Source organism: Paenibacillus sp. JNUCC 34 (assembly GCF_058269055.1).
Map to the genome: position 1 here is coordinate 5,914,847 of NZ_CM177770.1, position 26,544 is coordinate 5,941,390.

At 47.6% G+C, this 26,544-nt stretch carries 24 protein-coding genes and 2 riboswitches; of the genes, 14 read left to right on the forward strand and 10 right to left on the reverse strand.

Going from position 1 to position 26,544, the window contains the following annotated elements; translation table 11 throughout:
* Window positions 1–263: 263 nt before the first annotated feature.
* Window positions 264–1,412, forward strand: a complete 1,149-nt coding sequence (locus tag AC2TF5_RS27305; RefSeq protein ID WP_491300185.1) for a S8 family peptidase — start codon at window positions 264–266, stop codon at window positions 1,410–1,412.
* A gap of 146 nt (window positions 1,413–1,558) precedes the next feature.
* On the opposite strand, the gene argS is transcribed toward AC2TF5_RS27305, so the two are convergent.
* Both argS and AC2TF5_RS27315 read right to left on the reverse strand, forming a co-directional pair.
* Window positions 1,559–3,238, reverse strand: a complete 1,680-nt coding sequence (gene argS / locus AC2TF5_RS27310) for an arginine--tRNA ligase (protein WP_491300186.1) — start codon at window positions 3,236–3,238, stop codon at window positions 1,559–1,561.
* Entirely contained in the window at window positions 3,235–3,660 is a 426-nt protein-coding gene (locus AC2TF5_RS27315) for a YwiB family protein (protein ID WP_491300187.1), read from the reverse strand. The genes argS and AC2TF5_RS27315 overlap by 4 nt, the downstream gene beginning before the upstream one ends.
* A gap of 399 nt (window positions 3,661–4,059) precedes the next feature.
* Between AC2TF5_RS27315 and AC2TF5_RS27320 the strand changes: the two genes are divergently transcribed.
* Entirely contained in the window at window positions 4,060–4,536 is a 477-nt protein-coding gene (locus AC2TF5_RS27320) for a YiaA/YiaB family inner membrane protein (protein ID WP_491300188.1), read from the forward strand.
* 393 nt (window positions 4,537–4,929) lie between these two features.
* On the opposite strand, the gene speB is transcribed toward AC2TF5_RS27320, so the two are convergent.
* Window positions 4,930–5,799: an agmatinase gene (gene speB, locus AC2TF5_RS27325; protein WP_491300189.1), complete on the reverse strand. Its 870-nt coding sequence runs from the start codon at window positions 5,797–5,799 to the stop codon at window positions 4,930–4,932.
* A gap of 14 nt (window positions 5,800–5,813) precedes the next feature.
* Window positions 5,814–6,641 carry a polyamine aminopropyltransferase gene (speE, locus tag AC2TF5_RS27330; RefSeq protein WP_208916639.1) on the reverse strand — a complete coding sequence of 276 codons (828 nt, stop codon included), beginning with the start codon at window positions 6,639–6,641 and terminating at the stop codon, window positions 5,814–5,816.
* Window positions 6,642–6,903: 262 nt separating this feature from the next.
* On the opposite strand from speE, the gene AC2TF5_RS27335 reads away from it, so the two are divergent.
* Complete coding sequence (locus tag AC2TF5_RS27335; protein WP_491300190.1) at window positions 6,904–8,958, forward strand: transglycosylase domain-containing protein; 2,055 nt, start codon at window positions 6,904–6,906, stop codon at window positions 8,956–8,958.
* A gap of 134 nt (window positions 8,959–9,092) precedes the next feature.
* Here the strand turns inward: AC2TF5_RS27335 and AC2TF5_RS27340 are convergent, their stop codons facing one another.
* Both AC2TF5_RS27340 and AC2TF5_RS27345 read right to left on the reverse strand, forming a co-directional pair.
* Window positions 9,093–10,730: a zinc ribbon domain-containing protein gene (locus AC2TF5_RS27340; RefSeq protein WP_491300191.1), complete on the reverse strand. Its 1,638-nt coding sequence runs from the start codon at window positions 10,728–10,730 to the stop codon at window positions 9,093–9,095.
* Window positions 10,731–10,754: 24 nt separating this feature from the next.
* Complete coding sequence (locus tag AC2TF5_RS27345; protein WP_491300192.1) at window positions 10,755–11,651, reverse strand: DUF6574 domain-containing protein; 897 nt, start codon at window positions 11,649–11,651, stop codon at window positions 10,755–10,757.
* A gap of 329 nt (window positions 11,652–11,980) precedes the next feature.
* Here AC2TF5_RS27345 and AC2TF5_RS27350 point away from each other — a divergent pair, with 329 nt between their 5' ends.
* From AC2TF5_RS27350 to AC2TF5_RS27360, 3 genes are all read left to right on the forward strand, one after another.
* A complete protein-coding gene (locus AC2TF5_RS27350; RefSeq protein ID WP_491300193.1) occupies window positions 11,981–12,655 on the forward strand; it encodes a DNA-3-methyladenine glycosylase in 675 nt (224 codons plus the stop codon).
* Between the two features lie 148 nt (window positions 12,656–12,803).
* Window positions 12,804–13,199, forward strand: coding sequence for an ArsR/SmtB family transcription factor (locus AC2TF5_RS27355; protein ID WP_491303023.1), 396 nt, complete (start codon window positions 12,804–12,806; stop codon window positions 13,197–13,199).
* 2 nt (window positions 13,200–13,201) lie between these two features.
* The gene (locus tag AC2TF5_RS27360; protein ID WP_491300194.1) at window positions 13,202–15,463 is read left to right on the forward strand and encodes a heavy metal translocating P-type ATPase; all 2,262 of its coding nucleotides are present in this window, start codon (window positions 13,202–13,204) and stop codon (window positions 15,461–15,463) included.
* A gap of 122 nt (window positions 15,464–15,585) precedes the next feature.
* On the opposite strand, the gene AC2TF5_RS27365 is transcribed toward AC2TF5_RS27360, so the two are convergent.
* Window positions 15,586–16,404, reverse strand: coding sequence for an endonuclease/exonuclease/phosphatase family protein (locus tag AC2TF5_RS27365; RefSeq protein WP_491300195.1), 819 nt, complete (start codon window positions 16,402–16,404; stop codon window positions 15,586–15,588).
* A gap of 271 nt (window positions 16,405–16,675) precedes the next feature.
* On the opposite strand from AC2TF5_RS27365, the gene AC2TF5_RS27370 reads away from it, so the two are divergent.
* Together AC2TF5_RS27370 and AC2TF5_RS27375 are read left to right on the forward strand one after the other, a co-directional pair.
* Window positions 16,676–17,917 carry an amidohydrolase gene (locus AC2TF5_RS27370; protein WP_491300196.1) on the forward strand — a complete coding sequence of 414 codons (1,242 nt, stop codon included), beginning with the start codon at window positions 16,676–16,678 and terminating at the stop codon, window positions 17,915–17,917.
* Window positions 17,918–18,019: 102 nt separating this feature from the next.
* Window positions 18,020–19,198: a copper amine oxidase N-terminal domain-containing protein gene (locus AC2TF5_RS27375; protein WP_491300197.1), complete on the forward strand. Its 1,179-nt coding sequence runs from the start codon at window positions 18,020–18,022 to the stop codon at window positions 19,196–19,198.
* A gap of 130 nt (window positions 19,199–19,328) precedes the next feature.
* Here the strand turns inward: AC2TF5_RS27375 and AC2TF5_RS27380 are convergent, their stop codons facing one another.
* Window positions 19,329–19,844, reverse strand: a complete 516-nt coding sequence (locus AC2TF5_RS27380) for a YwhD family protein (protein ID WP_491300198.1) — start codon at window positions 19,842–19,844, stop codon at window positions 19,329–19,331.
* 151 nt (window positions 19,845–19,995) lie between these two features.
* Between AC2TF5_RS27380 and AC2TF5_RS27385 the strand changes: the two genes are divergently transcribed.
* From AC2TF5_RS27385 to AC2TF5_RS27410, 6 genes are all read left to right on the forward strand, one after another.
* Window positions 19,996–21,984 carry a M1 family metallopeptidase gene (locus tag AC2TF5_RS27385; RefSeq protein ID WP_491300199.1) on the forward strand — a complete coding sequence of 663 codons (1,989 nt, stop codon included), beginning with the start codon at window positions 19,996–19,998 and terminating at the stop codon, window positions 21,982–21,984.
* Between the two features lie 11 nt (window positions 21,985–21,995).
* Window positions 21,996–22,820, forward strand: a complete 825-nt coding sequence (locus tag AC2TF5_RS27390; RefSeq protein WP_491300200.1) for a hypothetical protein — start codon at window positions 21,996–21,998, stop codon at window positions 22,818–22,820.
* Window positions 22,821–23,135: 315 nt separating this feature from the next.
* Window positions 23,136–23,274, forward strand: a riboswitch (cyclic di-AMP (ydaO/yuaA leader).
* Between the two features lie 3 nt (window positions 23,275–23,277).
* Window positions 23,278–23,751 carry a C40 family peptidase gene (locus tag AC2TF5_RS27395; RefSeq protein WP_491300201.1) on the forward strand — a complete coding sequence of 158 codons (474 nt, stop codon included), beginning with the start codon at window positions 23,278–23,280 and terminating at the stop codon, window positions 23,749–23,751.
* 258 nt (window positions 23,752–24,009) lie between these two features.
* Window positions 24,010–24,146: riboswitch (cyclic di-AMP (ydaO/yuaA leader) on the forward strand.
* A 1-nt stretch (window position 24,147) separates the two neighbouring features.
* The gene (locus AC2TF5_RS27400) at window positions 24,148–24,615 is read left to right on the forward strand and encodes a C40 family peptidase (protein ID WP_491300202.1); all 468 of its coding nucleotides are present in this window, start codon (window positions 24,148–24,150) and stop codon (window positions 24,613–24,615) included.
* A gap of 113 nt (window positions 24,616–24,728) precedes the next feature.
* Window positions 24,729–25,229, forward strand: coding sequence for a GNAT family N-acetyltransferase (locus tag AC2TF5_RS27405; RefSeq protein WP_491303024.1), 501 nt, complete (start codon window positions 24,729–24,731; stop codon window positions 25,227–25,229).
* 156 nt (window positions 25,230–25,385) lie between these two features.
* Window positions 25,386–25,742 carry a c-type cytochrome gene (locus tag AC2TF5_RS27410; RefSeq protein WP_491303025.1) on the forward strand — a complete coding sequence of 119 codons (357 nt, stop codon included), beginning with the start codon at window positions 25,386–25,388 and terminating at the stop codon, window positions 25,740–25,742.
* A gap of 72 nt (window positions 25,743–25,814) precedes the next feature.
* Here AC2TF5_RS27410 and AC2TF5_RS27415 read toward each other — a convergent pair whose 3' ends face one another.
* Together AC2TF5_RS27415 and AC2TF5_RS27420 are read right to left on the reverse strand one after the other, a co-directional pair.
* Entirely contained in the window at window positions 25,815–26,129 is a 315-nt protein-coding gene (locus tag AC2TF5_RS27415) for a 4a-hydroxytetrahydrobiopterin dehydratase (RefSeq protein WP_208916667.1), read from the reverse strand.
* Between the two features lie 92 nt (window positions 26,130–26,221).
* Window positions 26,222–26,515, reverse strand: a complete 294-nt coding sequence (locus tag AC2TF5_RS27420; RefSeq protein ID WP_491300203.1) for a hypothetical protein — start codon at window positions 26,513–26,515, stop codon at window positions 26,222–26,224.
* Window positions 26,516–26,544: the final 29 nt, after the last annotated feature.

The following is a 26,544-nucleotide window of genomic DNA, read 5'->3' on the forward strand; positions in this document are numbered from 1 at the left end:
AATTCAAATTTATAATTTCATGTATTTGGAAAAAGACGGAGAGCAACTCTCCGCCTTCTGACTGTATCCGCCCCAAGGATCGACTCCTCACGGGATAGATGAAAGAACCCCAATGTTCTCTCCGTTTATATTATGTTCGCCATTAGCGTTTGACACGCCGAACAGGGCCTATTTCCCTGAAAAAAAGGCAGTATCCCATTCGGGCAACCTCCTCCAGTCATACAATACTGCAGCAACGGTTCATCGAAGGGGGATTGCCAGGCATGAACTATACCCGGATCATGCAATCATTGCTTTTGGAGACGGACCCTCTGCAGCACGGCTGGAAAGAGGACCGGAGGATCCTGACGTTTCATGATCCTAAAGTCTACTTCGACTGCGTTCATGAATGGAATGAGCTGTCCGGATCCGCCTCACATTTGCAGAATGTCAGTTATTCTTCACTCACTCACTCGATTATCGCCTCATCTTCCCTTACAGCCCGTATGGAATCAGAATTCAAGCATGATATAACCGTGGAGGAAGATAGCCGGGTATGCATTCATGCCATACAAGGTAGCATTGGCTCCGGTCCGGGAGTACCTTGGGGAGTCAAACAGATCAGGGCTCCCCAAGCCTGGTCGATCTCAACCGGGCATCGTATCAAGATCGGGGTTATCGATACCGGTGTGGACTTCAGCCATCCTGACCTCCAACATTCCGTGACTAGAGGGGTCAATCTGGTCAATCGAGGTATGCTGCCCTATGATGACAACGGCCACGGCACACACATCTCCGGTACCATCGCAGCAGCTAATAGCACCCAGGGAATGATCGGGGTCGCCCCTAGATCGATAGTGTATCCTGTAAAAGCGTTCGACCACAACGGATCCGCTTTTGTGTCGGATATTGTCATGGGCATTGACTGGTGTGTGAACACCGGTGTTGAGATTATCAATATGAGCTTCGGTATGCAAACCCGCAGCCGAGCCCTACTTGATATCGTTTCTAAAGCCTACCAGTCCGGCGTCATTATTGTAGCTTCCTCAGGCAACGACGGTAAGCGTCGTTCCGTGGATTACCCGGCCCGTTATCCGCAGACCATCTCGGTAGGCGCAACGGACCGGAACCGTAGAATTCCGCCTTTCAGCAACCGGGGGCAGTATGTTGATATTTATGCTCCAGGCGACAGAATTGTATCAGCCTGGCTGCATGGTAAATATCATGAAATGAGCGGCACTTCTATGGCAACCTCCCATATCAGCGGCACCATCGCCCTGCTACTGGCGCAAAAACCCGACACCAAACCCGCCACAATTAAGTCACTGCTGCGACGAACCTCGATTCCACTACGTCTTCGAAAAGGTCGAACGATGTCTGATAGTGGCGAAGTTCATACACTAAAATTCCTCCGTGAAGGATTAAAGCTTTAATCTCATGGAATCGGAAGTACCGTTTCATGCCATAGCAAACAGCCGCTTGCCTATAACGGGTAAGCGGCTGTTAAGATTGAATCGGTAGAATACGGTTGTCTCATTCCGTTACTACGCACCCTAACTGGCGTAGAGACGATTAACTGTTACATCCGTTCTGGGGCAGATACGCCCACCAGACGCAGCACATTCGCCAGAACGGTGCGAACGGCCCCGAGAAGCGCAAACCTCGCTTGAGTCTGCTCCGCATCCTCTGTGATCACGCGCTCAGCTCTGTAATAACTGTGGAACAGCGAAGCCAGTTCATACACATAGCGGATGAGGCGGTGCGGCGCATAGTTCTCAGCGGCAAGCGATACTTCTTGAGGAAGTTCGCCGATTTTGCGCAAGATGTCATATTCATGCTCCGCTGTAAGGAAGCTGAGGTTGACATCCTTCAGAGGAAGTAGGTTAATTCCCTGTTCTTCAGCTTGGCGGAACACGCTGCAAATCCGCGCATGGGCGTACTGCACATAAAACACCGGATTTTCATTGGATGTCGAAACAGCCAAATCCATGTCAAAATCAAGGTGCGAATCCATGCTGCGCATCGTGAAGAAGTAGCGGATCGCATCGACACCTACTTCATCCATCAAATCTTCCATCGTTACGGCCTTGCCGGTACGCTTGGACATTTTCACCTTTTCGCCGTCCTGGAACAGACTTACCATCTGGGCGATCAATACAACCAGCTTAGCCGGGTCGTTGCCCAAAGCCTCCATGGCGGCCTTCATACGTGGAATATATCCATGATGGTCCGCACCCCAGATATTCATCACACGGTCATAGCCGCGCTCATATTTATTGCGGTGATAAGCGATATCCGGGGTCAAATAGGTGTATGTGCCATCATTTTTCACAAGTACGCGATCCTTGTCGTCACCGTATTCCGTCGTACGCAGCCAAGTTGCTCCGTCCTGATCGTACGCCTCGCCCTTGCTTCTCAGCTCTTCAAGAACCTGCACAACCAACCCGTTCTCATAGAGAGACGTTTCACTGAACCATTCGTCAAAATGAACGCGGAAACGACTCAGATCGCGTTTGATCTTGCCAAGTTCTTTCTCCAATCCGTATTGACGGAAAAAGGCCGTCCGCTCCTCCGGTGATAGGGATAGCAGGGAATCGCCTTTTTCAGCAACCAGTTCCTTGGCAAATCCTTTGATGTCTTCTCCATGATAGCCGTCCTCCGGCATTTCAACTTCTTGCCCCAGCTCCTGCAGATAGCGCGCTTCGATCGACTTGCACAAGTTAACCACCTGGTTACCGGCATCATTAATGTAGTATTCACGGGTAATATCATAGCCTGCAAAATCGAGCACATTGCAAAGCGCATCACCGACTGCGGCTCCACGGGCATGTCCCAAATGAAGGCTTCCCGTCGGGTTGGCACTGACAAACTCCATCTGGATTTTTTGACCTTGGCCTGTCTTTACGCGTCCGTAGTTCTCTCCCTCTTGTTGAATAAGTCCAATTACGGGATAAAGATAGCTTTTGTTCAACGTAAAGTTAATAAAACCCGGACCCGCAATTTCCGCTTTTTCAATCGATGCTTTGCCAGTATCCAGATGCTCCAGAATAGCTTCCGCGATCTGGCGTGGGTTCTTCTTCGCAATCCGAGTCAGCTGCATCGCTGCGTTCGTGGCCAAATCGCCGTGCGACTTGTCCTTCGGTACTTCCAGTGTAATGGCAGGCAGTTCTTCGCGGGACACCAGCCCTGCCGCTACCGCTGCATCAGCCACCGCCTCGGCAACAAGCTGATTAATGTGATCGAGTGGATTCAATGTCATGATTCATGAGCCTCCTGAATAGTCAAACTGATAGAAAAGTGTCCCGAAAACTCATCGAACACATATAAATCATACGCCCACGAAGCGCTGCCGGACATGCCGCTGAGATCGATGCTCAGACGCTGGGTGTGCGTAGACAAATTAAATGAGGTGAAAGGGGAACGGTAATAGCCTGGCAGTTTCTGCCCAAGCCCGAAAGCCTGCTCCGATTGCACTTCACCGTGACGTATAATCTTCAGTTCGTCCTCGGTCAGCTTCACAGTCGTGCGGGTCTCTCCTTGGTACGGCCCCATCTTTGGTTCTTCGTAGCGAACATATAAAGCGCTCCCCTTGGCAAATACCTCTGCCGGAAGCTGCTGCACCGTATTCTCTCCTTCATGAAGGCTCTGAAGACGGATTGTCGCTTGTTTTCGGTGTGACATGATATGCTCCTCTTTTCCTTACCTATTGTATTACTATATCCAGTATGGCACGGCAATTCAATTGAGGATTTTTGCAAATTTTCATAGAATGACCTTTGACTAACCATATATTGATATAAAGTATACTGTAAATCTATATATTGCATTAGGGTCGTGATGTAAATTTGCAAACTGCTTTCAATTACTGTATTTCTGTGCCCATTGTTTCTCTCCACTCCAGCTTGACCTCCATTAATTAGGGCAAAAAACATATATTTACAATATCATTCCAACTCCTTATACTATATCCAAGTTTAAAACAGCCAGCCTAAACGGCGGACTTAATATCACTAGTCCGTTGTTAAACGTATTTATTAGTTCGTGTATTCTAATTCAAATGATCTGTGGAGGGGGATTTTTTTGCACAGGCGAAAAAGAAACACCTTTGCTTTTACCGCATTGGCTTGGTTATCTTTTGTCCTCGCTTTGAGCTTTGTATTGGTCGCTCTGTTTAATGCGAGTTGGGAGCTCGTGGAGAAGGGATATTACGCAGCCTGTACGCTATGGGTTATTTCCGCAGCCATCGTCCTGCAAAAGGTCGTACGCGATAATGAGGAAGACAAGGATTTATATGGAGAAGCAGGACCGCGTAAACGGAACACCTTCGCTTTTACCGCCTTGGCCTGGGCTTCGTTCCTGCTTGCACTCGGCTTCATTCTGGTAGCGCTCTGGAACGCCGATTGGCCTTTGGTGGAAAAAGGGTACTACGCCGGCTGTACGTTATGGGCTATCTCCGCCTCCATCGTTCTGCAAAAAGTCGTACGCGATAACGAGGAGGACAAAGCTTTCTTCCCTCCGGTTCATGCCGAGGATAAAAAGCATGACCTGCCGGGCTGATTTGAGAGGCTAACCAGGTACTTTTAAAAAAACGAAACTCATTCACTGTTCTAAAGGTCTGAAAATACGAAAAAACAAGCATCCCCCGATAGCCGCTAGGCTCAGGAATAGGGATGCTTGTTTTTTCAATTCACGATCCGATCCCGCAATAATAAGGGATCGGATCGCAAAAGATTCTATATTCAGCCGAGGCAGCGAAAGCGATCCAAGGCAACCGCAACCCCGCATGAAAGGCCCCCGATGGCGATCCCGAAGGGAAGCCGAGGAAGGGCCGAGCACACGCACTACCCTAGCTCATATCCGCCGCCCCACTCCTTCCGCCAAAATTCCGGGTGTCCAGAGGGCGGAGTCCTCGGGGCCCTCCCTGGCAGGGAGGGTTTGGGAGGGTCGAAATTACTTTACAAACCCCAACAACATCTCACGAATCAGCTTCGCTGCGACAATCTGGGTCTGTTCGGTCGGATCATAGATCGGCGCCACTTCGACCAGATCGCAGCCGACAACGTTCACATCGGAGTTCGCGATCAGATGTACAGCTTCCAGCAGTTCCTTCGATGTAATGCCGCCTGCTTCAGCGGTACCCGTACCAGGTGCTGCAGAAGGGTCCAGAACATCAATGTCAATCGTCACGTATACGGGACGATTCCCCATTTGTGGCAGAGCTTCTTTCAGTGGAGCAGCTACCTCAAACGGGTGGAAATTGATGTTCTTATGTCCGAACTGGAACTCCTCACGGGAACCAGAACGGATACCGAACTGGTAAATATTCTTCCCGCCCATGATCTCAGCAGCTTTGCGGACCGGCGTGGAATGGGATAAGGGCTCTCCCTCATAATGTTCACGCAAGTCAGCATGCGCATCGATATGGATCAGAATGAGATCCGGATACTTGGCATGCATCTTCTGGATGATCGGCCAAGTGACCAGATGCTCGCCGCCGAGACCGATCGGAAATTTATCGTCGTCCAGCAGCTTGCCTACATAATCGGCGATCACATCAAGACTGCGTCCTGCGTTGCCGAAAGGCAGCATCAGGTCGCCTGCATCGAAATACGTCATATCTTCGATGCTCTTATCCAGATAAGGGCTGTATTCTTCCAGACCAACAGATGCCTGGCGGATACGGGCAGGGCCGAAACGAGAGCCGGGACGGTAGCTGACCGTAAAGTCCATCGGCATGCCGTAAATAACGGCTTTCGATCCCTCATAATCTTCGGAGCTCAAAATAAACACATTACCGGAATAGGCTTGATCTAGTTTCATTTGAGTACGCCCCCTTACTTCACCAAGTCTTCTACAAATTTAGGCAGCACGAAAGCTGCTTTGTGCAGGCGAGGTGAGTAATACTTCGTATCCATCTCATCAATAGCCGACTCATCGACTTCAAGCGGATCATACTTTTTGCTGCCCATGGTGAAAGTCCACAGACCACTTGGGTAGGTTGGAATGTTGGCACCATACACACGTACGATCGGGAAAATTTCCTTCACGTCTTTGTTTACCTGCTGAATCAGGTCCGCTTTGAACCAAGGGTTGTCGGTCTGCGCAACAAAAATACCGTCTTCCTTAAGCGCCTCATAGATGCCTTGGTAGAAACCGCGCTCAAACAAAGGTGCAGCGGGACCTACAGGTTCTGTAGAATCGACCATAATGACATCATATTCGTTCTTATGTTCCAAAATATGCATATATCCATCGTTAACCAGTACTTCTACCTTCGGATCGTCAAGCTTACCGGCAATCTCTGGCAGGTACTGCTTCGAGTATTCAATAACTTTCCCGTCGATTTCGACGAGTACGGCTTTTTCTACTCCTGGATGCTTAATCACTTCGCGAATAACGCCGCCGTCTCCGCCGCCCACAACGAGCACTTTTTTCGGATTCGGATGCGTGTTCAGTGCGGGGTGAGCGACCATCTCATGATAGACGAATTCGTCCTTAATCGTAGTCATGACCATTCCATCCAGGACAAGCATGCGTCCAAATTCTTCGGTATCGATCATATCCAGCTGTTGAAACTCCGTCTTCTCATGTACAAACGTTTCCCGAATTTTCGCCGTAATGCCAAAAGTCGGCGTTTGTTTCTCCGTATACCATAATTCCATCGTCTCTACCTTCTTTCCGCTAGAATAAATGTTCAGCCGTCCAGATCCAAGCCGTAAAACTTTATTCGGGCGAGATGCCTCTAGTATCAGTTTCACACTTTTTCTATTTTACCAAACAAATAAGATTATATTAAAACAAGCCCAAAATGCAACCAAATTATCCAGCATCCCGTTCGGACCGCAAAAAACCATACCCGATCTATGAATATCCTTACTCACAGGACCCCATAATGTATAGCAAAAGGATGAGAGGGGTATTCGTATGGCGGGACACAATCATAAACCGAATAAACGTAAAAAACCGCTATTCCGGCTCACCGTTTTTCTATTCGGACTCCTTGGGCTTTCGCTTATCGCTGGCGGTGTTATGCTGGCCTATTTGTACATCACGCCACTGCCTGTTGCCGAAACTCAGCGCTATTCCCGGCTGCTGGACAGCCGCGGCGATGTGATCGCCACGTTCTCCTCTTCCGGTCACCCTCCTGAACGAGTCGTACTAGAAGACATCTCACCTCTGCTCATTAAAGCTACACTGGCTGTGGAAGATCGCAAATTCTACGACCATCCGGGATTCGACCTCAAAGGCATGGCTCGCGCCGTGCTCGTTAATCTCGAACATATGAACAGCAAACAAGGTGCAAGCACGCTAACTCAACAGCTTGCCAGAAATCTATATTTATCCCATGAGAAGACACTGGTCCGGAAGCTCAAAGAAGCCAAGTTCACGGCCCAGCTTGAGATGAAATACGATAAAGATGAAATTCTGGAAATGTACTTGAACGAAATTTATTACGGACACGGGGCATACGGCATAGAATCGGCGGCGCGGATGTATTTTGACAAACCGGCAAAAGATCTAAGTCTCGCTGAAAGTGCCATGCTTGCTGGAATTCCAAAGGGTCCCACCTACTACTCACCTTACAACCATATGGAAAATGCGATTAACCGGCAAAAAATCGTGCTGAACTCCATGGTCGAAACCGGGTTTATTACACGTGCCGAAGCTGATAAGGCCGCTTCCGAAACAGTAGCGCTGCAGCCGCAGGACCGTCAGCAGAACAAGGTGATCGCTTCTTTTTTCCGGGATTATATACGCGGCCTTGTCACCAAGCAGCTTAGCATCACGGAGGAGCAGCTTGAACAAGGCGGATTGAACATCTACACCACCCTTGATCCTAAAGCCCAAAAGGCAGCAGAAGATGCCGTAGAAAAAGAGATGGACAGCAAAAGCGAACTGGAGACAGCCCTTGTATCGATAGATCCTCGCAACGGTCATATCAAAGCCATGGTTGGGGGGAAGAACTATCGCGAAAATCAATACAATCACGCCCTTGCCAAAACACGCCAGCCAGGTTCAACATTCAAACCGATCATGTATTTGACGGCTATCGCCTCCCGCCAAATGACGGGAATTTCGATGTTCAACAGCCAACCGACCCTGTTCCATTACGATAACAACCGAAAAACATACCAGCCAAGTAATTTCGGAGACAAATATCTCGGTGAAATTAACATGCGCCAGGCAATCGCCGCTTCCGACAATGTATATGCAGTAAATACAATCTTGCAGATCGGCCCTGAAGAAGTGACGAAAATGGCCAGGAAAATGGGCATTACAAGCTCCCTCGAGCCAGTACCTTCTCTCGCTCTCGGAACATCACCCATTAGTCCGCTGGAGATGGCATCTGCTTTTGGGGTTCTTGCAAGCAACGGACAGCGCATTCCACCTGTAGCCGTGCTCCGTATAACGGATGCTGCCGGTAGGAATCTCTATATCGCACCGGAGGAAAAGAGTGAACAGGTCGTAGAACCTGCGGCCGCTTACGTATTGACCCGTATGATGGAAGGCGTCTTCGAGACGGGAGGCACCGGCAGACGGGTCTCCTCATTAATGAAGCGTCCTGTCGCTGGTAAGACCGGGACAACAGATACCGATGCCTGGCTCGTGGGTTATACTCCGGAATTGTCGACTGCTGTCTGGGTCGGATATGACAAAGGAAGACAGATTAATTCGACTGACTCACGACGGGCGGCACCAATTTTTGCACAGTTTACGGAAAAGGCACTGGAAAGTGTACCTCCAAAAATTTTTCCCATCCCGGAAAATGTCGTCAGCGCCTATATTGATCCCAAAACTGGCAAACTGGCCGATTCGGAATGTCCGGAGAAATCGCTCGAAGTATTTATCAAGGGAACTGAACCCGTGGAATACTGTAACGCACATGGTGGTAAGCAAAAATCTGTAAAGCCCGAGGACACCGTGAAGCAGGAAGAACGATCATGGTGGTCTGACTTCAAGCGTTGGTGGGTGGAGTAACACGCTTCCTCACTCCCCTGCTGTGCCTTGAGTTTATAGTACGAATAAAAACAAGCCCTGCATTCGGATTTCGGATCCATGCAGGGCTTATCTTCACTTCATTACTGCTCATTCGTGCTCAGCAGCTTGTAAACCTAGAGCTTGCCGTCTGTAACCTTAATAATACTTTCGGCAGGTGGATCCTCTTCTGCAGTCTTATTCCAAGTCGATTCATAAGTCACTGACTTGTCTTCTTTATATTCCTGGAGATCCTCTGTCTTGAATCCCCAAGTGTTGGCAATGAAATCCACTTTCCAGATGCCCTGATTCTCATCATACAGCAGGCCTGTTTCGCTATAAGCCTCCTGCATTTCAAGGATTGGTGATGCACCTTCGATATAGGTGGCTGCTTCAATCAAAGGCTTCGTGATGAGTGTCAAATACCATTTACCGCCCTGAAGGTCGAGATCAAAGGAACCGATATCAAATACCGTACCTACATAATTGGCCTTGTAAGCGTAGCCGCTATCTTTAAACTGATCAATGACGTTTTGAAACACAGTTTTATACTTATCTGTTGAAACCGTGAGCTTGCCTGCATCCCCGGATGCAAAAGCGTCCAGATTCTCCTTCGCATGCTTGATAATCGTATCCTTGATCGTCTTTTGGAAGCTCTCCTGCATTGTAAAATCAAGATCGATATAATTATCCTTTATCGGTACTTCAGCGCTTTTCATCGTCCCCCATGGAAAATCGGCCTCCACGGCCAAGGTCATTGAGCCATCCATAGTGACTGGCCCAAATTCTGGGTTGTCAAAAGGGTTCACCTCTACCTTCTTGCCGTTAATATACAAGCGCCCATTCAAATCGGCCTGTTCTGAAAAGCGGGTATCCCATCTGACAACCTCACCGTCCAAGCCAAAATATGCACTATAGGATTCTTTCGGATAAAGCAGCTGTACCTCTTTAGCCTCCTGCAGATCGATAAACTCGTTATTGAATCTGGCCTCCAGTTGGTATAACCCAGGTACATAAGGGCCTAGCTTGGTCTTATAATCTGGAGCATTGGCTACGGCCGCCTGCTGCCCGTTCACAGTCAACACCGTACCTGCATAATTCGTCTCTACGCTGATGTATACGCCATCGATGGTGAGTGTATAGTTATCATAAAAAAGCACTTTACCGCTCTTCTCTAGATTAACGATACTGTTCAAGCCGAGATTGCCAAATACATCTATTAATTGAGCTTCCTCAGCGGATTCTGCTGCAGCTGTCTGCTCTTTCAGCGTGTTGATGATCTCTTCATGTTCACCCGGATGCTGGTCCAGATAATTCATGAAACCTGAGATCGACTTCTCGTCGATAACCAGATCCTTGTTCTTAGAGGTTAGCAGCTGGGCAACAGCTTTATGATCTTTGGACTCCAGTGCTTTCTCGAACCGTTCGATGAGCCGTTCCTCGGATGTGAAATACTCTCCGACTTTATAGCCTCCAAAAAGAGCTACCAACAAGAGTACGACTGACAAAATTAATACTTTCTGCTTCCGGCTCATCCGTACAGATGTGGATGCAACTTCAGCTTCACGGGATAAACCAGCAGTCGTTCCGATGGAAACCGCGACCGCGCTCTCACCCTGAGCCGAAGTCAAAGAAGAGCCGCCTTGCGGTTGGGGATCTATCTCTTCCTCTTGAGACTTCTTTTCTCCGGCCGCTGGTCTCACCAAGGCACCGCATTCTTTGCAGAACTGAGCCTGCTCAGATAATGCTGTACCACATTCTGTACAAAATCTCATGTCGTATAAATTCCTCTCATTATTTTAAAACCCGAAGAAATTAGATGACCCCAACATGGATCCTACCGAGTCACCCAAAATAAATATCGTAAGGAATACAGCGACATAAATCAGCAGAATGGAATACAGTGTGTCAATTCCACCGGGCGACTCCCGCTTGTAGCTCAGCGTAATCAATGCAGGAATTGTAAAGATCGTGCCTAACAACGCGATAGCTATAAACAGTTTGCCGATCCCAATTCCCATTAACAGAAAGAGAAAAGCAGCTAGAACAATGACGATAAACGGAATAAGCAGCGTACCGAAACGGGCAATAACTTCCTTCAGGCCTACCCTCCGATTCGTTGAAAGCTTTACGGCTCCGAATGTGTATACGGCAATCAAAAATATAAACAGGGTCAGCCAAAACACGGGTTTCAGCACAATGTCCACGAACGGACTTCTCATATACCCGCGAGCTGATCCGAGCGACAAGTACAGCATTAATGGGAGTAATATGGCGAAAATGACCATAGATATGATTCCGTTCAACAACTGCTCACTGCCTGTTTTTTGAGCGACGCGGAGCGGGCTTTTCAAACCGGTAACAAAATAATTGAAATAAATTTTTGAGTTCTGCTTGGCACTATCCAGATACGGTTTAAGCTGTGAAGATTCACTTTCCGCTTGTCCAGACGAAGAATGCTCTTTCGGCGGCGGAGCCGAGAAGGCAGTATGCGGGTTACCCGCTGGGGCTTTAAATTTAACCGTCTCTACTTCCTTAGGAAATGTTGTTGTCGTGTTCTCTGAACTATGTATCTCTTGGTGTTCATCCGGCTGAACTGCAACCCTTCCCTCTACTTCATATTCAAGCTTGGACCCACATTTCTCACAAAACTTGGCGTCCACATTCTCATGTCCGCAGATCTTACAAACCATCATCTTACCTCCTTGTTTGATAGCACATACTTTTGGATTCGATAGCAGGGATGAAGGACTGGTTCATCCTGTATACTGCTTATGTACCGGGACTACGGATTACTTATTATATGTGAGCATGGTATGCTCGCCCTAAGCATACATCGTATAACTTCCAGAGTATGTGATTCTGGCACTATTTCAGGTACTAGTATAAGTGTGACGGTATAGGAATGGAAGCATTTTCTTGTTTACGGCTTACGTGCCACTCGAAGAGGTATGCTCGAATTTGTTTATACTATATATAAAGATTCTATATGAGATTCGTACTTAACAAAGAAAGGTACTTCCTGATGAATTCAAATAAAAAAGATAACTCACAGCTCTATGGCTGGCCTCTGCCGTCTTCTATTTATACCGCCACCGCCCTTGAAGCCGCGCCCAAACTTCTTGGACAGACGCTGGTCCGCTGTACCGAGGACGGCGATATTCGGTGCAAAATCGTGGAAACAGAAAGTTACGGAGGCAAAGAAGACTCTCACGCATTTGGCGCCAGACGAACACCCCGAACGGAGATGATGTTCCAGGCAGGTGGCGCATGTTATGTGTATCTAATCTACGGCATGTATCACTGCGTCAATGTGGTCACCGGTGACGAAGATGATCCGCATGCGGTCCTGATTCGGGCCGTAGAGCCTTTGACAGCCCGCGACGCGGAGCTAATGCAGCTATACCGCGGTAAGCTTCCTGCTGGCAAAGCTGCCAATCTGAGCAATGGGCCTGGTAAGCTATGCCGTGCTCTCCGTATCGATAAAAGTCTGAACGGCTGCCAGCTGAACCATATGGATGGACCGCTATATCTTGAATTAGGCGAAGAAACCTCTAACTTTTCGATCGTTCAGGGACCACGTATTAACATTCCTTATGCGGAAGAGTATGCGGCTAAGCCTTGGCGTTTTTATATCCAAGGGAACCCGTATGTGTCCGTGGTCGATAAGAAAAACGACTATCGACGTACTTCAAAGTAGACAGACCGCACTTAGCAACAACAATCAAACCAACGTTTGAATAACGAATGATTTTGGGTTATATTCAAGATAACAATCAAACTATCGTTTGAATATAATGGTCTGGGAATCCGAATAGCGAGGTTTCATGGAACTACAATGGGAGGTAATGAGGGTGACTGCCAAAACGGATCTGATATCCTTTGACGAGACACAAGATATTTGCGAAACATTTTGCCCTACTGCCGAGACGGTATCGCAGCTGAAGCAGGCTATATCCGAAGATGACATCATCGGCATGACCGAAATTTTCAAGGCTCTCGCTGACCCTACTCGGGTTAAGGTCACATATATGCTGGACCGGGGTGGCGAGCTGTGCGTATGCGATGTAGCGGAGGTGCTTGGGAGCTCCACCGCAACGGCCTCCCACCATCTTCGAACATTGAAGAATAAGCATATCGCCAAATCACGCAAAGAAGGTAAAAATGTGTTTTATTCCTTAAAGGACGATCATATCCGCACCCTGCTTCATATGACACTGGAGCATCAGAAGGAGAAGGTGTAAGCATGAGCACTTATAACGAATCCGCACAGAACGGCAAAGAAAAAGATGAGGACCAGAAAGAATACCGCATCCAGGGTCTTTCCTGTCCAAACTGCACACGTGAAATGCAGGAAGAAATTCAGAAGCTTGAACATGGTCAGAATGCAAAACTGAGCTATAACAGCGGAAAGCTGACTCTTTCACCGAATGTGGACCTACGCCGTGTGGAAGGCATTTTAAAAAGCGACGGGGCCCGTATTATTTACATGGCAGATCATAGTGCCGCCACAGCTTCAGGCGCTGCCCACCCACATGGACATAGTCACGACCACAGCGCCCACGCTCATCAACATGATCACGGTCACGATCACAGTGAAGGCCATGGACACGACCATAGCCACAGCTCAGGCCGAACCATGAAATGGGTGCTTTCGATTTCGGCTATCTTTTATCTTCTTACGTTTGTTTTGGAAAACAATGTACCGGCTCCCGTCATTATTACCTTGTATGCTGCGGCCATGATTCTGAGCGGTTATACCACGTTCCTGCGAGGACTCCGAAACTTGACGAAGTTCAAATTTAATATGGATACGCTTATGACGGTGGCACTGGTCGGTGCCGTGATCATCGGGGAATGGCGAGAAGCGACGCTTGTAGCCATCTTGTTCGGTCTTAACGAGATGCTCGAAGGCTACGGCATGAATCGTGCCCGCCAGTCGATGGAAGCTCTGCTTGCCGCTGCCCCAAAAGAGGCGGAATTGCTCAAGGACGGTCAGACCGTGCGTGTGCCGATTACGAGTCTTTCTCCAGGCGACATTGTACGTGTCCGTCCAGGAGAAAAGATTCCTTCCGACGGAGTCATTTCACAAGGCACCGGAGCGGTCAATGAGGCCGCCATTACCGGTGAGTCTGTGCCGGTGACGAAGCGGGAAGGCGATACCGTGTTCGGCGGCAGCATCAGTACTGATGGCCTGCTGAACATAGAGGTCACCAAAGCCTACGAGGACTCTTCCCTCGCTAAGATTATGCATCTGGTCCAAGAAGCACAGGATAGCAAAACTCCGACTGAGCTGTTCATCGACAAGTTCGCCAAATATTACACGCCAGCAATCATGATCATTGCTTTGGCTGTCGCCCTAATCCCACCTCTATTTGGCCAGCCTTGGATGACATGGGTGTACCAGGGTCTCTCCATCCTCATTGTCGGCTGTCCTTGTTCTTTGGTACTCTCATCCCCGATTGCACTGGTCAGCGGTATGACCCGGTCCGCCCGCAACGGGATTTTGGTCAAAGGCGGCGTTCATATGGAGCAGCTCGGGCGGCTTGAAGCCATCGCTTTTGATAAGACTGGTACGCTAACACGCGGCGAGCCTGCTGTATACGCTGAAACGGTATATGATGAGGAGAAATTTTATGCCATCACTGGCTCTATAGAACAGTCCTCCTTACATCCGCTGGCGAAAGCAGTCATGAAACACTTGGCTGCCAAGCAGCCGAAAAAGACATTTACAGAGCCACTGCAGACCACGGTGCTGCCAGGAGAAGGCGTGCGTGCTGAGGTTGGCGGAAATCTGTATTGGGTTGGCAGCGAGGATGTGCTCCGTTATGTACACGGTGAGCAAGAGAGCGCCATGTCCGCTGTACGCGAAGATATCCGAAAGCTGAAAGAGCAGGGATATACGATTATCGTAGCGGCTGACGAGCATTCTGTACTCGGTCTGTTCGGTTTGGCCGACGAAATCCGTGCAGAAACACCCAAAGTTATCTCCCAGCTGCATGAAGCCGGCATCACAAACACCGTCATGCTTACAGGAGACCACGAGCAATCTGCTCGATCCATAGCCAATCAGTCGGGTGTTACAAGCTATTTTGCAAGTTTGCTCCCTGAGGAGAAAGTTGCCAAGATTAAAGAGCTGGCACGCAAACAAAAGACCGGTATGGTCGGAGACGGCATCAACGATGCTCCTGCGCTTGCGGCAGCGGATTTAGGGATTGCTATGGGAAAAGGAACAGACAGTGCCATCGAGACCGCTGATGTGGTGTTGATGCAGGATCACCTTGGCAAGCTTCCGAACGCAATCCGGACGGCGAGAAGGGTAAATCGCATTATCCGCTGGAATATTGGCATTTCGTTATCGCTGAAGGCCATTGCCCTGCTGCTGACGATTCCCGGCCTTCTTACCTTATGGATCGCCATTATTTCCGATATGGGTGCAACGATTCTCGTAACGATTCTCGGACTGACGATCCTGATGGGCAAAGACAAAACGCCATCTTCATCCTGACAAGTTCCATGCACACAAAAACCCCCTGTCTCTCAGCTCCAAGAGACAAGGGGTTTCTTTTGCTATAACTGCGGAATCGATTCATATGGTTGATCCCAAACTTCTACAGAGCGCTGTGATTTCTACCGTTTGAATATTACATCGGTTGCGATCGGCAGATGATCGGAAGCCTCCGTATGTATTACACGCTGGTTAGCATGCTGAACAGCAGGAGACATCAGAATGTAATCGATAATTTCAGACGGATTAAGTACTGGGAACGTGTATGCATCATCAATCCCCTGAAAGCTGTTTACGAATAAGCCGTTATTTAACAGCAGCTGAATCTCCTCACTGTCAGGCTCCGCATTAAAATCCCCCGTCAATAAAGCCGGACCGTTTGAGGCAGAAGCTAGATCCATTATTTCCTGTACCTGAGCCATACGACTCGGGACATCCAGCCCAAGATGAGTGTTGTACACATCCACATGAATACCCCGTATGTTCACAACAGCATGCAGGACGCCTCGCTGCTCTTTTCCGAAGCTGCTGAGCAGAATATTCTCTGAATGAAGGATAGGATATTTACTAAGGATGGCCGTGCCGTACTGCCTATTATTCGTCTGTCCTTCCCACGGATCGAAATCAAGATTAGCACCGAAGGCATAGTGATACCCGACTAGGCTCGCTAACTCCTTCGCTTGGTCTTTAAAGTCACTCCGAGTTCCGTAAAACCGGTCCACTTCCTGAAGGCCTACAATTTCTGCACCGGAATCACGAATGACATCTGCAATTCTGTTCAGGCTTAGCTCTCCATCTATACCGACCCCATGATGAATGTTGTAAGACATAACGGTCGTACCAACCTCTTTGCCGTACCCTTTTTCCGCTACCTGTGCATCTACCGAGAACATGGAGACGACCAGCAAACTAACGACTAATGTAATAAACTGTTTATTCATGAACGAATCTCCCTTCAGCTGGTGGAATGGTATTATCAAACCGTCACACGAAAGCAATTTCGAGTTTATTATATGCTCTTCCTAATTTTCATATATATGGTGCTATGCTAACATAAGTCTGTGAATCACAAAAGGAGAGCAACTAATTGAATAAACAGCTCATTAAGGAAGCAGGAAAGGGCAATGTAGACAACCTACTGAATCTACTCAAAGAATACTCGAATATAAATGTGACCGATTCACGAATTACATAAACAAAGGCGGGATATTTATGCATACGGAATACTGGATTACTAACCTACTCCTTGAGAACGGTTATGCTTTTGAAGGCGAAGAGATCGTATCCACTTTAACCGAAAGATGCCATGTGAGAATTAACGCAGGCAAGTTCGCTGAGATTGTAACAGCCAAGACTCCTTTTCACTCCGAACTCCCTTGCTATGATGCTCATGCACAGCTTCTGCTACCTGCTTTTAGAGAAATGCACATCCACTTGGATAAAACGTACTATGGCGGTCCGTGGCAAGCTGTTCGTCCAGCACCGAATGGAGTCTTTTCACGGATTGAAGAGGAAAAAGTACTGCTCTCTACCCTGCTTCCAACGGCGAAGGAACGTGCGGAACGACTTCTAGAACTAGTCCTGAAAAATGGCTCCACACATGTGCGTACCCATTGTAATATTGAACCGACTACCGGCCTGCGCAATTTAGAAGCTACCTTGCAAGCATTAGAGTCTTATCAAGATAAATGTACATGTGAAATTGTCGCATTTCCTCAACACGGGCTTTTGCGCTCAGATTCAGTTCCACTTGTACGCGAAGCATTGAGATCAGGTGCACATCTGGTCGGTGGACTCGATCCTGCTACCGTGGATGGGAATATCGAAGCTTCGCTCGATGCGATGGTACAGCTAGCGGTTGATGCAAATGCAGATATTGATATGCACTTGCATGATGCCGGTCATCTGGGGATATTTACGATGCGACGCTTAGCCGCCCTTACTCGAGAAATTGGTTGGCAAGGAAGAGTGACGATTAGTCATGGCTTTGGTCTAGCTGCAGTACCTGCTTCGCTTGTTAGTGATATAGCAGATCTTTTTGCTGAACTAGAGATCACACTTGCTACAACAGTTCCGATAGGAACGATGACAATGCCCCTGCCACTACTCTATGAGCGAGGAGCGAAGGTTGTTATTGGACAAGACAGCATTACAGATCACTGGTCGCCGTTTGGTACTGGAGATAATTTAGAGCGTGCAAGCATCTTTGCAGAATGCTACGGCTGGAGAAGCGAACGTAAGCTTGCTGAGGCACTAAGCTTCATTACAGATGGCGTACTGCCACTAGATCGTAACGGAACCCGCATATGGCCTGCGGTTGGTGATGAAGCAAGCTGTGTGCTTGTGGCAGCAAGCTGCGCCGCAGAAGCTGTGGCGAGGAGATCTCCAAGGAAAGCTGTCATGTATAAAGGCAGCGTTGTATATGGTGAAATCGCGCCATCCGAAGATTCCTAAGAAAGCAGAAATCGATCTCAGGGGCACTACTTCAAACTTCAAATATGAAACTTTTCCCATTCAGGAGGCGTCTAGTATATATCACTTGTGGAGGTGTATATAATGAAATCAACACAGTCATATAAAATAGCCTGGGCTGCAGTGCTGGCTCTGACGCTTGGTCTCACGCCTTTATCTGGTGTCCTTTCAGGTTCAGCACAAGCGGCTTCTGCAGCAGCGACCCAGAAAGAAAGCCAAAAAACATCCTGGGATTTGGAACTGAAAAATGCCCCGTTTAAGAAAAACGGAGTTGTATTTGTTCCACTCAAGGAGCTGTCAGAGTATCTCGATCTTAAAATTACACTGACACCTAACAAGAAATATGTGTATATTAACAGTCCCTTGGAGTCTGTCCGTATTGCTCCCGGTCAGTCCAAAGCGGTAAATGCCAAGGGAACGGCCATTGCCCTTGAAGCTACCCCGGTAGTGAGACATGGCGTCACGTATGTTCCAACTTCACTCCTGGCCAAAAGCTTTGGAATCCCAGTAAAGTGGAACGGTAAATCCAAGGTTTCGCTTCAAGGAAGCAAACAATATGCTTCCGGAGCTGTCGGCGGCATGATCTTCTGGTTAAGCCGTGATGACGGTACAATACTAACTGGCCAAGCCGGTAGTGTCCCGAAGAAAGCCGGCAAGGCTTCAATAGAGCATATTGATCTGCTCAGTATCAACCCCCGTAAGATTAATCCCTCCAGCTACGTGGTGGATATAAACAACTCTTACGGCGAACCGCATATTCATGAGTCTCACACTCGTGTCCTCATTTATAACGGAAAGATTGTTAACGCAGGCAGCACCAATTACGCTAACTTTAGCGGCCGCAATACGAAACCGAATATAGACGACTATAAAGGAAATGTAGTGATCATGAACGGCAGCACCCTGCAGCTTGTCCACCCTACTGGGAAGGTAGTCAAAACGTATAATCTTGAGGCCATTACCGGTGTAAAGGATGATTTCGTTGTGGAAGCAATCGAGCCGGAGTTTCTACTAGTCCGCCCTTATAAAGAAGCAACGCTATTTATTGTTCATCCTACAGCCAAGCAATCCATTCTGATTTATCAAAACCTGCAGCTGGATGATGAGGCAAAGAAGCTGATTGAAGAATATCCTCCAAATGAAGTCGGCTATGTCGGCGACGGTCTGACATACACCGGATTTAAAAATCAGAAGTTGACCTTTAATTGGAGTCACCCTTTGCTTGATAAGAATAAAACGTTTACGTACAAGCTCCCCTTTTAGAATACAGACCGCACTTAGCGGTAGTTATTCTTGCGAGCTAAAGATGTAGCTTACTCCAAAGCTTATACTTTTCTTATCCCTTAAATAAAAGCCCGGACGGATCTTATCCGCACCGGGCTTCCTCAATTTATTATTCCGATTCTGTATCGAGCGCCTGTTTAAACTCGTCAGAAGAGGCATTCCACCATTCCTCGTTTTTGGAGATCAGCAGATCCTTCAGTGCTTGTTTCTCCACGTTACCCAACCCATCAAGAATTATTTTGCGCTTCAATGCCGCATCCAGCTTATTCACATGGTCAGCGAGGATTTTCCAGCCCCGCTTCGCTTCCTGATCGATCCACATCTCACATGCGGTCATACCGCCATAGTGCTGTCCCTCAGCTGTACGATCTACAGCTACCCATACAATCCACAGCTGACGGCCGTTAGGCACATCCTCCCGGTTGGTAGAGAACTTAATGCCACGTTCCACCTTGCTCTTCGCGTGCATTGCACCAATCTCAATTTTTGCTACTCCGCCGTCAATGATGACCGGAGATACACTGTTCAGATCAATGGAGCCTGCTCCGAACCCTTTGTGCTTGCTTTTACTGCTTATGATGTTAAGGGCAATCTGCTTCTTACCTGTTTGTTCCTCATTCTCCATTACAGCAAAACCTCCTATATAAGGACGGAAGAGACCTCCGCCTTGCTCATTCTTCTAAATAACTAGTCCCAATAATTTTATTTTAACTAATAATCGCCTAAAAGCAAACATATACATGCTATAGATGCTTGTCAACGGGAGGTTGTTCGATATGGTCCCACCACGCGCCAAAGTCTTTCTTTCATCCCTGCTCGCCCTCGGTCTCCTCGGAGGGTCAATGCTGTTATTTCTGCAGGGTATCCATGTTTCAGCGCCTGTTCTCGCTCCAGAATTGGGCAAGCCTGCGATAGTGGAGAAAGCCCCACTCTCCCCGCCTAAAGCTCAGTACGATGTACCTGCTCCTGCACTGAGCAACAGACTGGTTGAATATCACATGGATGTCAGGTTTGAGCCGGGCGAAAACAAATTGAAGGGAAAACAGACGATAACCTGGACTCATCCTGGTGAAAAAGCCGTAAACGAGCTTTACTTTCATCTTTACCCTAATGCTTTTGCATCCAAAGAAACCACGTTTATGAAGGAATCTGGTGGCAGACTTCGATCAGACCGTATGCCTGAGGACGGATTCGGATCCATGACGATTACGGGGATCAAAACAATTGAAGGGCTATCTCTGCTCAACCGTCTCCAATTTGTGCAGCCTGATGATGGCAACGCGAAGGACAAAAGCCTGGTGAAGCTGCGTCTGCCGCGTTCTGTTAAAGGCGGGGAGAGCATTACGCTGAATATGGAATTTGAAGTCGATATGCCCAAAATCTTTGCACGTATGGGTACAGCTGATGATTTTGTAATGGCTGGACAATGGTTTCCGAAAATCAGCGTATACGAGCCTGCGGGAGTTCGCGATCGCACGGAGGAAGGTTGGAATCTCCATCAATACCATGGAAACTCTGAGTTTTATGCTGACTTCGGCATTTACAGCGTCCGTATCCGGGTGCCGGAGAACTATATTGTTGCAGCCACTGGTTTTCCGACTAAACCGGCCACAAAATCAAACGGTGAGAAGGTCTACCAATTCTACGCAGACGATGTTCATGACTTTGCCTGGGCAACCTCGCCCAATTTTGTCGTAGCGGAAGAGGCATTTTCCGCACCTGGTGTACCCGGTGTCCGCATTAAGCTTTACCTTGATCCGGTGCATAAAGACCTGAAAGACCGCTATTTTGATGCTGCCAAAGCAGCTTTATCCTCTTACGGTAAATGGTACGGCTCCTATCCGTACGCTACGTTGTCCATTGTAGTGCCTCCAGACGCTGGAAACGGCGCGGGCGGTATGGAATATCCGACGCTGGTGACCGCTTTCGGAGCCAAGGACGATTCGCCAGGGTACGAGCTAGAGCGCACGATCATCCATGAAATCGGACACCAATATTTTTACGGCATGATCGCGAACAATGAGTTCGAGGAGGCCTGGCTCGACGAAGGATTCACCTCCTATGCCGAGGATCGGGTAATGGAGCAGGAATACGGATTAACCACTAACACGGCAGCACAAGCTGCGGCCATATCCTCGCCTGAGCCGCTTAAACAGGAATCTTGGAAATACGGATCTCACGAAAAATACGCTTTGAACGTCTACACACGCGGCAAGCTGGTGCTGCAGGACATTGAACGCCTGGTCGGCACACAGACGATGGACAAAATCATGATGACTTATGCGAAAAAATACCGCTTCAAACATCCGACAACTAAAGATTTTCTACAGGTTGTGGAGCAAATCACCAAACAATCGTGGCAGCCTTATTTTGACCAATATGTATACGGTAACCTGATGGCTGACGTCGCTGTGGAGAACATTCAGACCCAAAATACCGGAACCCGGGAAGACCCCGCCTATAAGACGATTGTGACCATCGTGAGCAAGGGCGGCACCGTCTCCAACATCCCGATCAGATTTGCATTTGAGGACGGGAAGACGGTTGAAAAGGTGTGGGACGGCAAGAACGGAAAAACCCAGTATGAAATCAAGCATAAATCTCCACTACTCTGGGCAATGGTTGATCCGAAATACTCAATCGTGCTCGAGAACAAACACATCAATAACTATATGAAGGCGGGAATGGATCCGAAAGTTGTCACGCGCTGGAACCTGAGCATCACCAAGCTGGTGGAGACACTGTTCGGCAGCCTGTCATGGTAAGGGGGGAGAACATGAAAAGCTACGCAGGCAAAGGCTGGACCAGTGTGAAAGATCAGTTCTATGTTATTATTCTTCTGTTTCTGTATCGCCTTCTGTGGGGATATTGCCTGTATCGCCTTGTCAAATCAGCCGTCGTTCCGCTTCTGATGCGATTCCCGGACCCTGCTCCGAATGAGCTTAGTAAGCTGTTGTATTTTTATGAGGGCGAAAGGGCCCTGACTCAAAGCAACGACGTTCATACCTATGCCTGGATACTCATCTGTATGCTGATCATCCGGATGCTTCTGACTCCTCTTATTCATGCTGGTATATTTTACAATCTCCATCAAGAGACGAAAGGTGAGCGAGGTCTGTTCTTCTTCAAGGGCATCCGTCAGCTATGGAAACCGGTAACTTTATTTTATGTGGTTGAGACGATTCTGACCTTTACCCCCGCATATTGGCTGGTGCCGAAAATGTTACCTTCACTATTAGCTGCCATTCGCGACCCGTCTACGTTGCTAAAGATCGCTCCTTACTTCGTCTGTTGGCTGTTGTATGCGTATCTCATTCATTTGTTCTTTCTTTATATGCAGTTCGGCAAAACAGCTGGCATGGGCATGATATCCGCTCTGATGGTCTGTCTCCGTCACATCGGAAAGGCTATGCTCATCTCCATTACGATCGGCGGAACAGCGATAGCTCTTCTCCTTCTGCTCAGCGGTATGTCCTTCCTATGGTCAGGTCTGATCGGATTAATCATTCAGCAGACCTCCTATTTTGTGAGTAGTCTATTCCAGTTGTGGAGCGTTACCGCTCAATATCATGTATGGCATACTCACAGTCGTCAAATTTAAAAGATGTTCACATATCCATAAGAAACCTGAATCATCCATTCATAATTCTCATCCCCAATTAAAAAACCAATTTTCACCTTAAATTCATGCATTATATGTTACTGTTAATCTCAAAAGATGCATAATGCTAGCCAACAAAACAAAAAAATTCCGTTCTCCACTAGGAAGAACGGAATTTTTTTGTTCAAATATACTTTCCTCGATTGCCAAAAAGTTAATACTCTGTTAAAATAACGAATGTGTTAGTAACAACTTTGTCATCTTTCCTGTAACTATTTCATATGGATGAACTATCATTGTACTTATAATTTTTCATATCTTAAGAAGCCGAATTCCCGTTCCAACGGGAAACGGGGGAACCGTCTTGGGTGAATTGATCTCGCAACAGAGGGATCATAGGCTAACCTTCAGCCGAACCCTTAAGCTAACCTCGCAGGCATTGGAAGGAGCTTATCACTTGAAAAAGAAGCTAACAGCCGTTTCACTCGGTCTGGCTCTCGCCCTTACGCTAGGTACCGGAAGCGCTTTCGCGGATTCCAAGTTAAACAGCGCAATCAAACCCGTCATTGGCGTCTCTTATAAATCGGGTGGAACCACAACCAAAGGATTCGATTGCTCTGGATTTACAAGTTATGTGTTCAAGAAACTCGGGATGACTTTGCCGCATTCATCGGCATCCCAGTATAAAGTTGGGACTGCAGTACCGAAGAGCCAACTGAAAGCCGGCGATCTTGTATTCTTCAACACCTCAGGCAAAGGTGTATCCCATGTAGGGATCTATGTAGGTGGTGGCAAATTTGCACATTCCTCAAGTTCCCGCGGTGTCACCATCACCGCAATCAACTCCAGCTATTTTGGCAAGCGTTACATTGGCGCCAAGCGGGTCATGAGCCCGAGCAAATACAAATCCGCCGCTGTGAACTACAATTAATTTCATAAACAAAAGTTTACTTAAGCCCGAATGAGATTCACCACAATCTCCTTCGCGGCTTTTTCTTTATACTTTTATAACGTGTGAAATAGGGAAAAAGTTTGCACCTTTACGAGAAATTTTTTATGACAATAATTCGACACGGATATCTATCTATTCTATTCAAAAGACAGCAATAAACAATTGCCAAGTGGACAGGCCCTCTGATAGAATATTCAATGTAATAACTTTGTCATTATTGTAAGGGCTTTTATACATAGAATGCATATGCCAAATTCCAGAGCAATGGAAGCGGGGGATCCAACCACGGGTGAATTGATCTTGCTACTAAGGGATCATAGGGGACCTTCAACCGAACCCTACAGCTAACCTCGCAGGCAGCGGAAGGAGTTATTTATGCTTAAGAAGTTCAGTGCGACCGTGTTAGGCCTTACGATGCTGTTCACGGCAGGCTTAGGCAGCGCTTTTGCCGACAGTAAGCTGGATCAAGAAATCGATAATGTGCTAGGGACAAGATACAGCTATGGTGGTACGTCAACAAGCGGTTTTGACTGTTCTGGATTTACAATGTACATATTCTCAGCAATGGGAATGAAGCTTCCCCATCAGTCAGGCTCCCAATTTGAGATGGGTGTGGCCGTATCCCGCGAAGACCTTCGCCCGGGGGACCTCGTATTTTTCAATACATCAGGTCAGGGCGTATCCCATGTAGGTATTTATATCGGGGATGATCAATTTGCCCACTCCTCCACTTCAAGAGGGGTCGTGACCAACCGACTGGGTGACAGTTATTATGCGGAGCGTTATATCGGCGCCAAGCGAATTATGGATGATTCAGCATACGAAAGCCACGTGTCTGAATAATTTGAAATCATTTATATCATACAAATATACCCGCGAAGAGAAGCATCCCTTCTTTTAGCGGGTGTTTTCTTCTTATTTCGTAAATCATGAAAGGAGAATGACCTTTGCTTCCCATGGCACAACGGTTTTATGCGGTTCCAATGGACTCGTATCATGCAGCGGAGATTTGCAGCTGGACCTACCCATCTCCTTATAATATCTACGGCTGGCTCCCCTGGGAGCAAATGAAAGGACTTGGTATCGAGTTTGGCGATCCGGACATCCGCGAGCAGCAGTATGTATCCATACTCGATGAAGAACAGCGGATGTGGGGATTCGCACAGTTGTTCCCAATGGAAGGCGTTACGCGGATTGGTCTTGGTATGCGACCTGATTGGTGTGGACTCGGAATGGGTAAACGATTTGTGCAGTCTATTGTGGATGTGGCCAGGCAGCGGCGTCCTGAGGATGAGATTGACCTTGAGGTCTTAACTTGGAATGAGCGTGCAATCCGTACATACTCCAAAGTCGGTTTCCATGTTACGGATACGTACGAACGGATGACTCCGACTGGCAAAGCTCTTTTTCATTGCATGGTTTATATGTCCAGAGACGATTCCGGAAATTCCATCTGAAACCATTATGACTATGAAAAATAGCACAATTTTGTGTAATTTTAGTCAAAGAAAGCGTTGTTATGTTGCTTTTTTTGTCACAACTGCTATGATGTCTTTGTATGTTCGTTTATAATAGAATCAATTGCAGTATACATAAGAAGGGACGATATGACGATGCAAAAATGGATTATGGGCGGATTGTTCTTCGTCGCATGTGCGTTGGCCCTTGCGCTGATGTTTACGCTTCCAGGGAAAGAAGAAGTAGCTGAAGAAGCAAAACCAACAATGCCTGAGGTAACTTTGGACGCGGCGGCGGCTGAAGCTACGTTGAAAGCCAGCTGCATTACTTGTCATGGTGATCAGCTCCAGGGCGGAGCAGGACCAGCTCTCCAGCAAGTAGGCGGACATATGGACACTGATGCATTGTTTAGCGTGATCACGAAGGGGCGTAAAGGTATGCCTGCCTTTAAAGATCAACTTAAACCTGAGGAAGTTGCCAACCTTGCACTTTATCTGTCTGAGAAAAAATAATAAGCAGAAAAACACGCTTGGACAGGACCGCTCCCGTTCCAAGCGTGTTTTTTATATAAATATCCGCTGCTGCTAATCCTGCTCCTTATTGTCCTTGGAGCGGCTTTTTTCGTATGCCTCGTTAAACTGCTGTGCCTCTTTGATATCTACAGCCGTAATACCGCCTTCATCCCAAGAAGTCAGACGTAGCGTCACGGTTTTGTAATCGATTGTAATGTAGGGATGGTGACCGAATGCCTCCGAGATCGCAGCGACTTCATCCACAAAAGCAATCCCTTTCATAAATGCAGGAAAAGTATATTTACGGATAATCCATCGTCCCTGCTCCAATTCCCAGCCTTCAAGTCTTTCCAGATGTGTTTCAACTTCCTGCTGTGTATACAGCATTTTATCTTCCTCCCCAAAAAAAACCTCTCCCACCAAAGCGGGACTAATTATTCATCTATTCTATTCCTCTGATCTTTACTTCATTACTTCAGCTAGACGAGAGCTACAAACGCCAATTCTTCCTCCCCAATTAAAATATTTATCCGATGGTTTGTCTGATCGTGAATGACAACTCCACTGCCTACTGATATGACAGGCTCTGTGCCTAGCCCATAAAATAAATCCTCCGCTAGTGCCTCATGAACCTCGTTTTTCTCCGTATCGTTAAGGTTGCTCCAATCCTCCGATTCCATTTCAAAAAAAACGTAACTGTCTGGAATACGTCCGACCGCCTCAGTCAAATCTGTCAAAATATCACCGTAATCACGCCCATGCTTAACACCCATCTCTCTCACTCCTTTCTGTCACTTCATAC

Coding starts and splice junctions, on each gene's coding strand:
- AC2TF5_RS27305 (WP_491300185.1), top strand. CDS start 264: ATGAACTATACCCGGATCATGCAATCATTGCTTTTGGAGACGGACCCT.
- argS (WP_491300186.1), bottom strand. CDS start 3,238: ATGACATTGAATCCACTCGATCACATTAATCAGCTTGTTGCCGAGGCG.
- AC2TF5_RS27315 (WP_491300187.1), bottom strand. CDS start 3,660: ATGTCACACCGAAAACAAGCGACAATCCGTCTTCAGAGCCTTCATGAA.
- speB (WP_491300189.1), bottom strand. CDS start 5,799: ATGAAACTAGATCAAGCCTATTCCGGTAATGTGTTTATTTTGAGCTCC.
- speE (WP_208916639.1), bottom strand. CDS start 6,641: ATGGAATTATGGTATACGGAGAAACAAACGCCGACTTTTGGCATTACG.
- AC2TF5_RS27335 (WP_491300190.1), top strand. CDS start 6,904: ATGGCGGGACACAATCATAAACCGAATAAACGTAAAAAACCGCTATTC.
- AC2TF5_RS27340 (WP_491300191.1), bottom strand. CDS start 10,730: ATGAGATTTTGTACAGAATGTGGTACAGCATTATCTGAGCAGGCTCAG.
- AC2TF5_RS27345 (WP_491300192.1), bottom strand. CDS start 11,651: ATGATGGTTTGTAAGATCTGCGGACATGAGAATGTGGACGCCAAGTTT.
- AC2TF5_RS27350 (WP_491300193.1), top strand. CDS start 11,981: ATGAATTCAAATAAAAAAGATAACTCACAGCTCTATGGCTGGCCTCTG.
- AC2TF5_RS27355 (WP_491303023.1), top strand. CDS start 12,804: ATGAGGGTGACTGCCAAAACGGATCTGATATCCTTTGACGAGACACAA.
- AC2TF5_RS27360 (WP_491300194.1), top strand. CDS start 13,202: ATGAGCACTTATAACGAATCCGCACAGAACGGCAAAGAAAAAGATGAG.
- AC2TF5_RS27365 (WP_491300195.1), bottom strand. CDS start 16,404: ATGAATAAACAGTTTATTACATTAGTCGTTAGTTTGCTGGTCGTCTCC.
- AC2TF5_RS27370 (WP_491300196.1), top strand. CDS start 16,676: ATGCATACGGAATACTGGATTACTAACCTACTCCTTGAGAACGGTTAT.
- AC2TF5_RS27375 (WP_491300197.1), top strand. CDS start 18,020: ATGAAATCAACACAGTCATATAAAATAGCCTGGGCTGCAGTGCTGGCT.
- AC2TF5_RS27380 (WP_491300198.1), bottom strand. CDS start 19,844: ATGGAGAATGAGGAACAAACAGGTAAGAAGCAGATTGCCCTTAACATC.
- AC2TF5_RS27385 (WP_491300199.1), top strand. CDS start 19,996: ATGGTCCCACCACGCGCCAAAGTCTTTCTTTCATCCCTGCTCGCCCTC.
- AC2TF5_RS27390 (WP_491300200.1), top strand. CDS start 21,996: ATGAAAAGCTACGCAGGCAAAGGCTGGACCAGTGTGAAAGATCAGTTC.
- AC2TF5_RS27400 (WP_491300202.1), top strand. CDS start 24,148: ATGCTTAAGAAGTTCAGTGCGACCGTGTTAGGCCTTACGATGCTGTTC.
- AC2TF5_RS27405 (WP_491303024.1), top strand. CDS start 24,729: ATGGCACAACGGTTTTATGCGGTTCCAATGGACTCGTATCATGCAGCG.
- AC2TF5_RS27410 (WP_491303025.1), top strand. CDS start 25,386: ATGCAAAAATGGATTATGGGCGGATTGTTCTTCGTCGCATGTGCGTTG.
- AC2TF5_RS27415 (WP_208916667.1), bottom strand. CDS start 26,129: ATGCTGTATACACAGCAGGAAGTTGAAACACATCTGGAAAGACTTGAA.
- AC2TF5_RS27420 (WP_491300203.1), bottom strand. CDS start 26,515: ATGGGTGTTAAGCATGGGCGTGATTACGGTGATATTTTGACAGATTTG.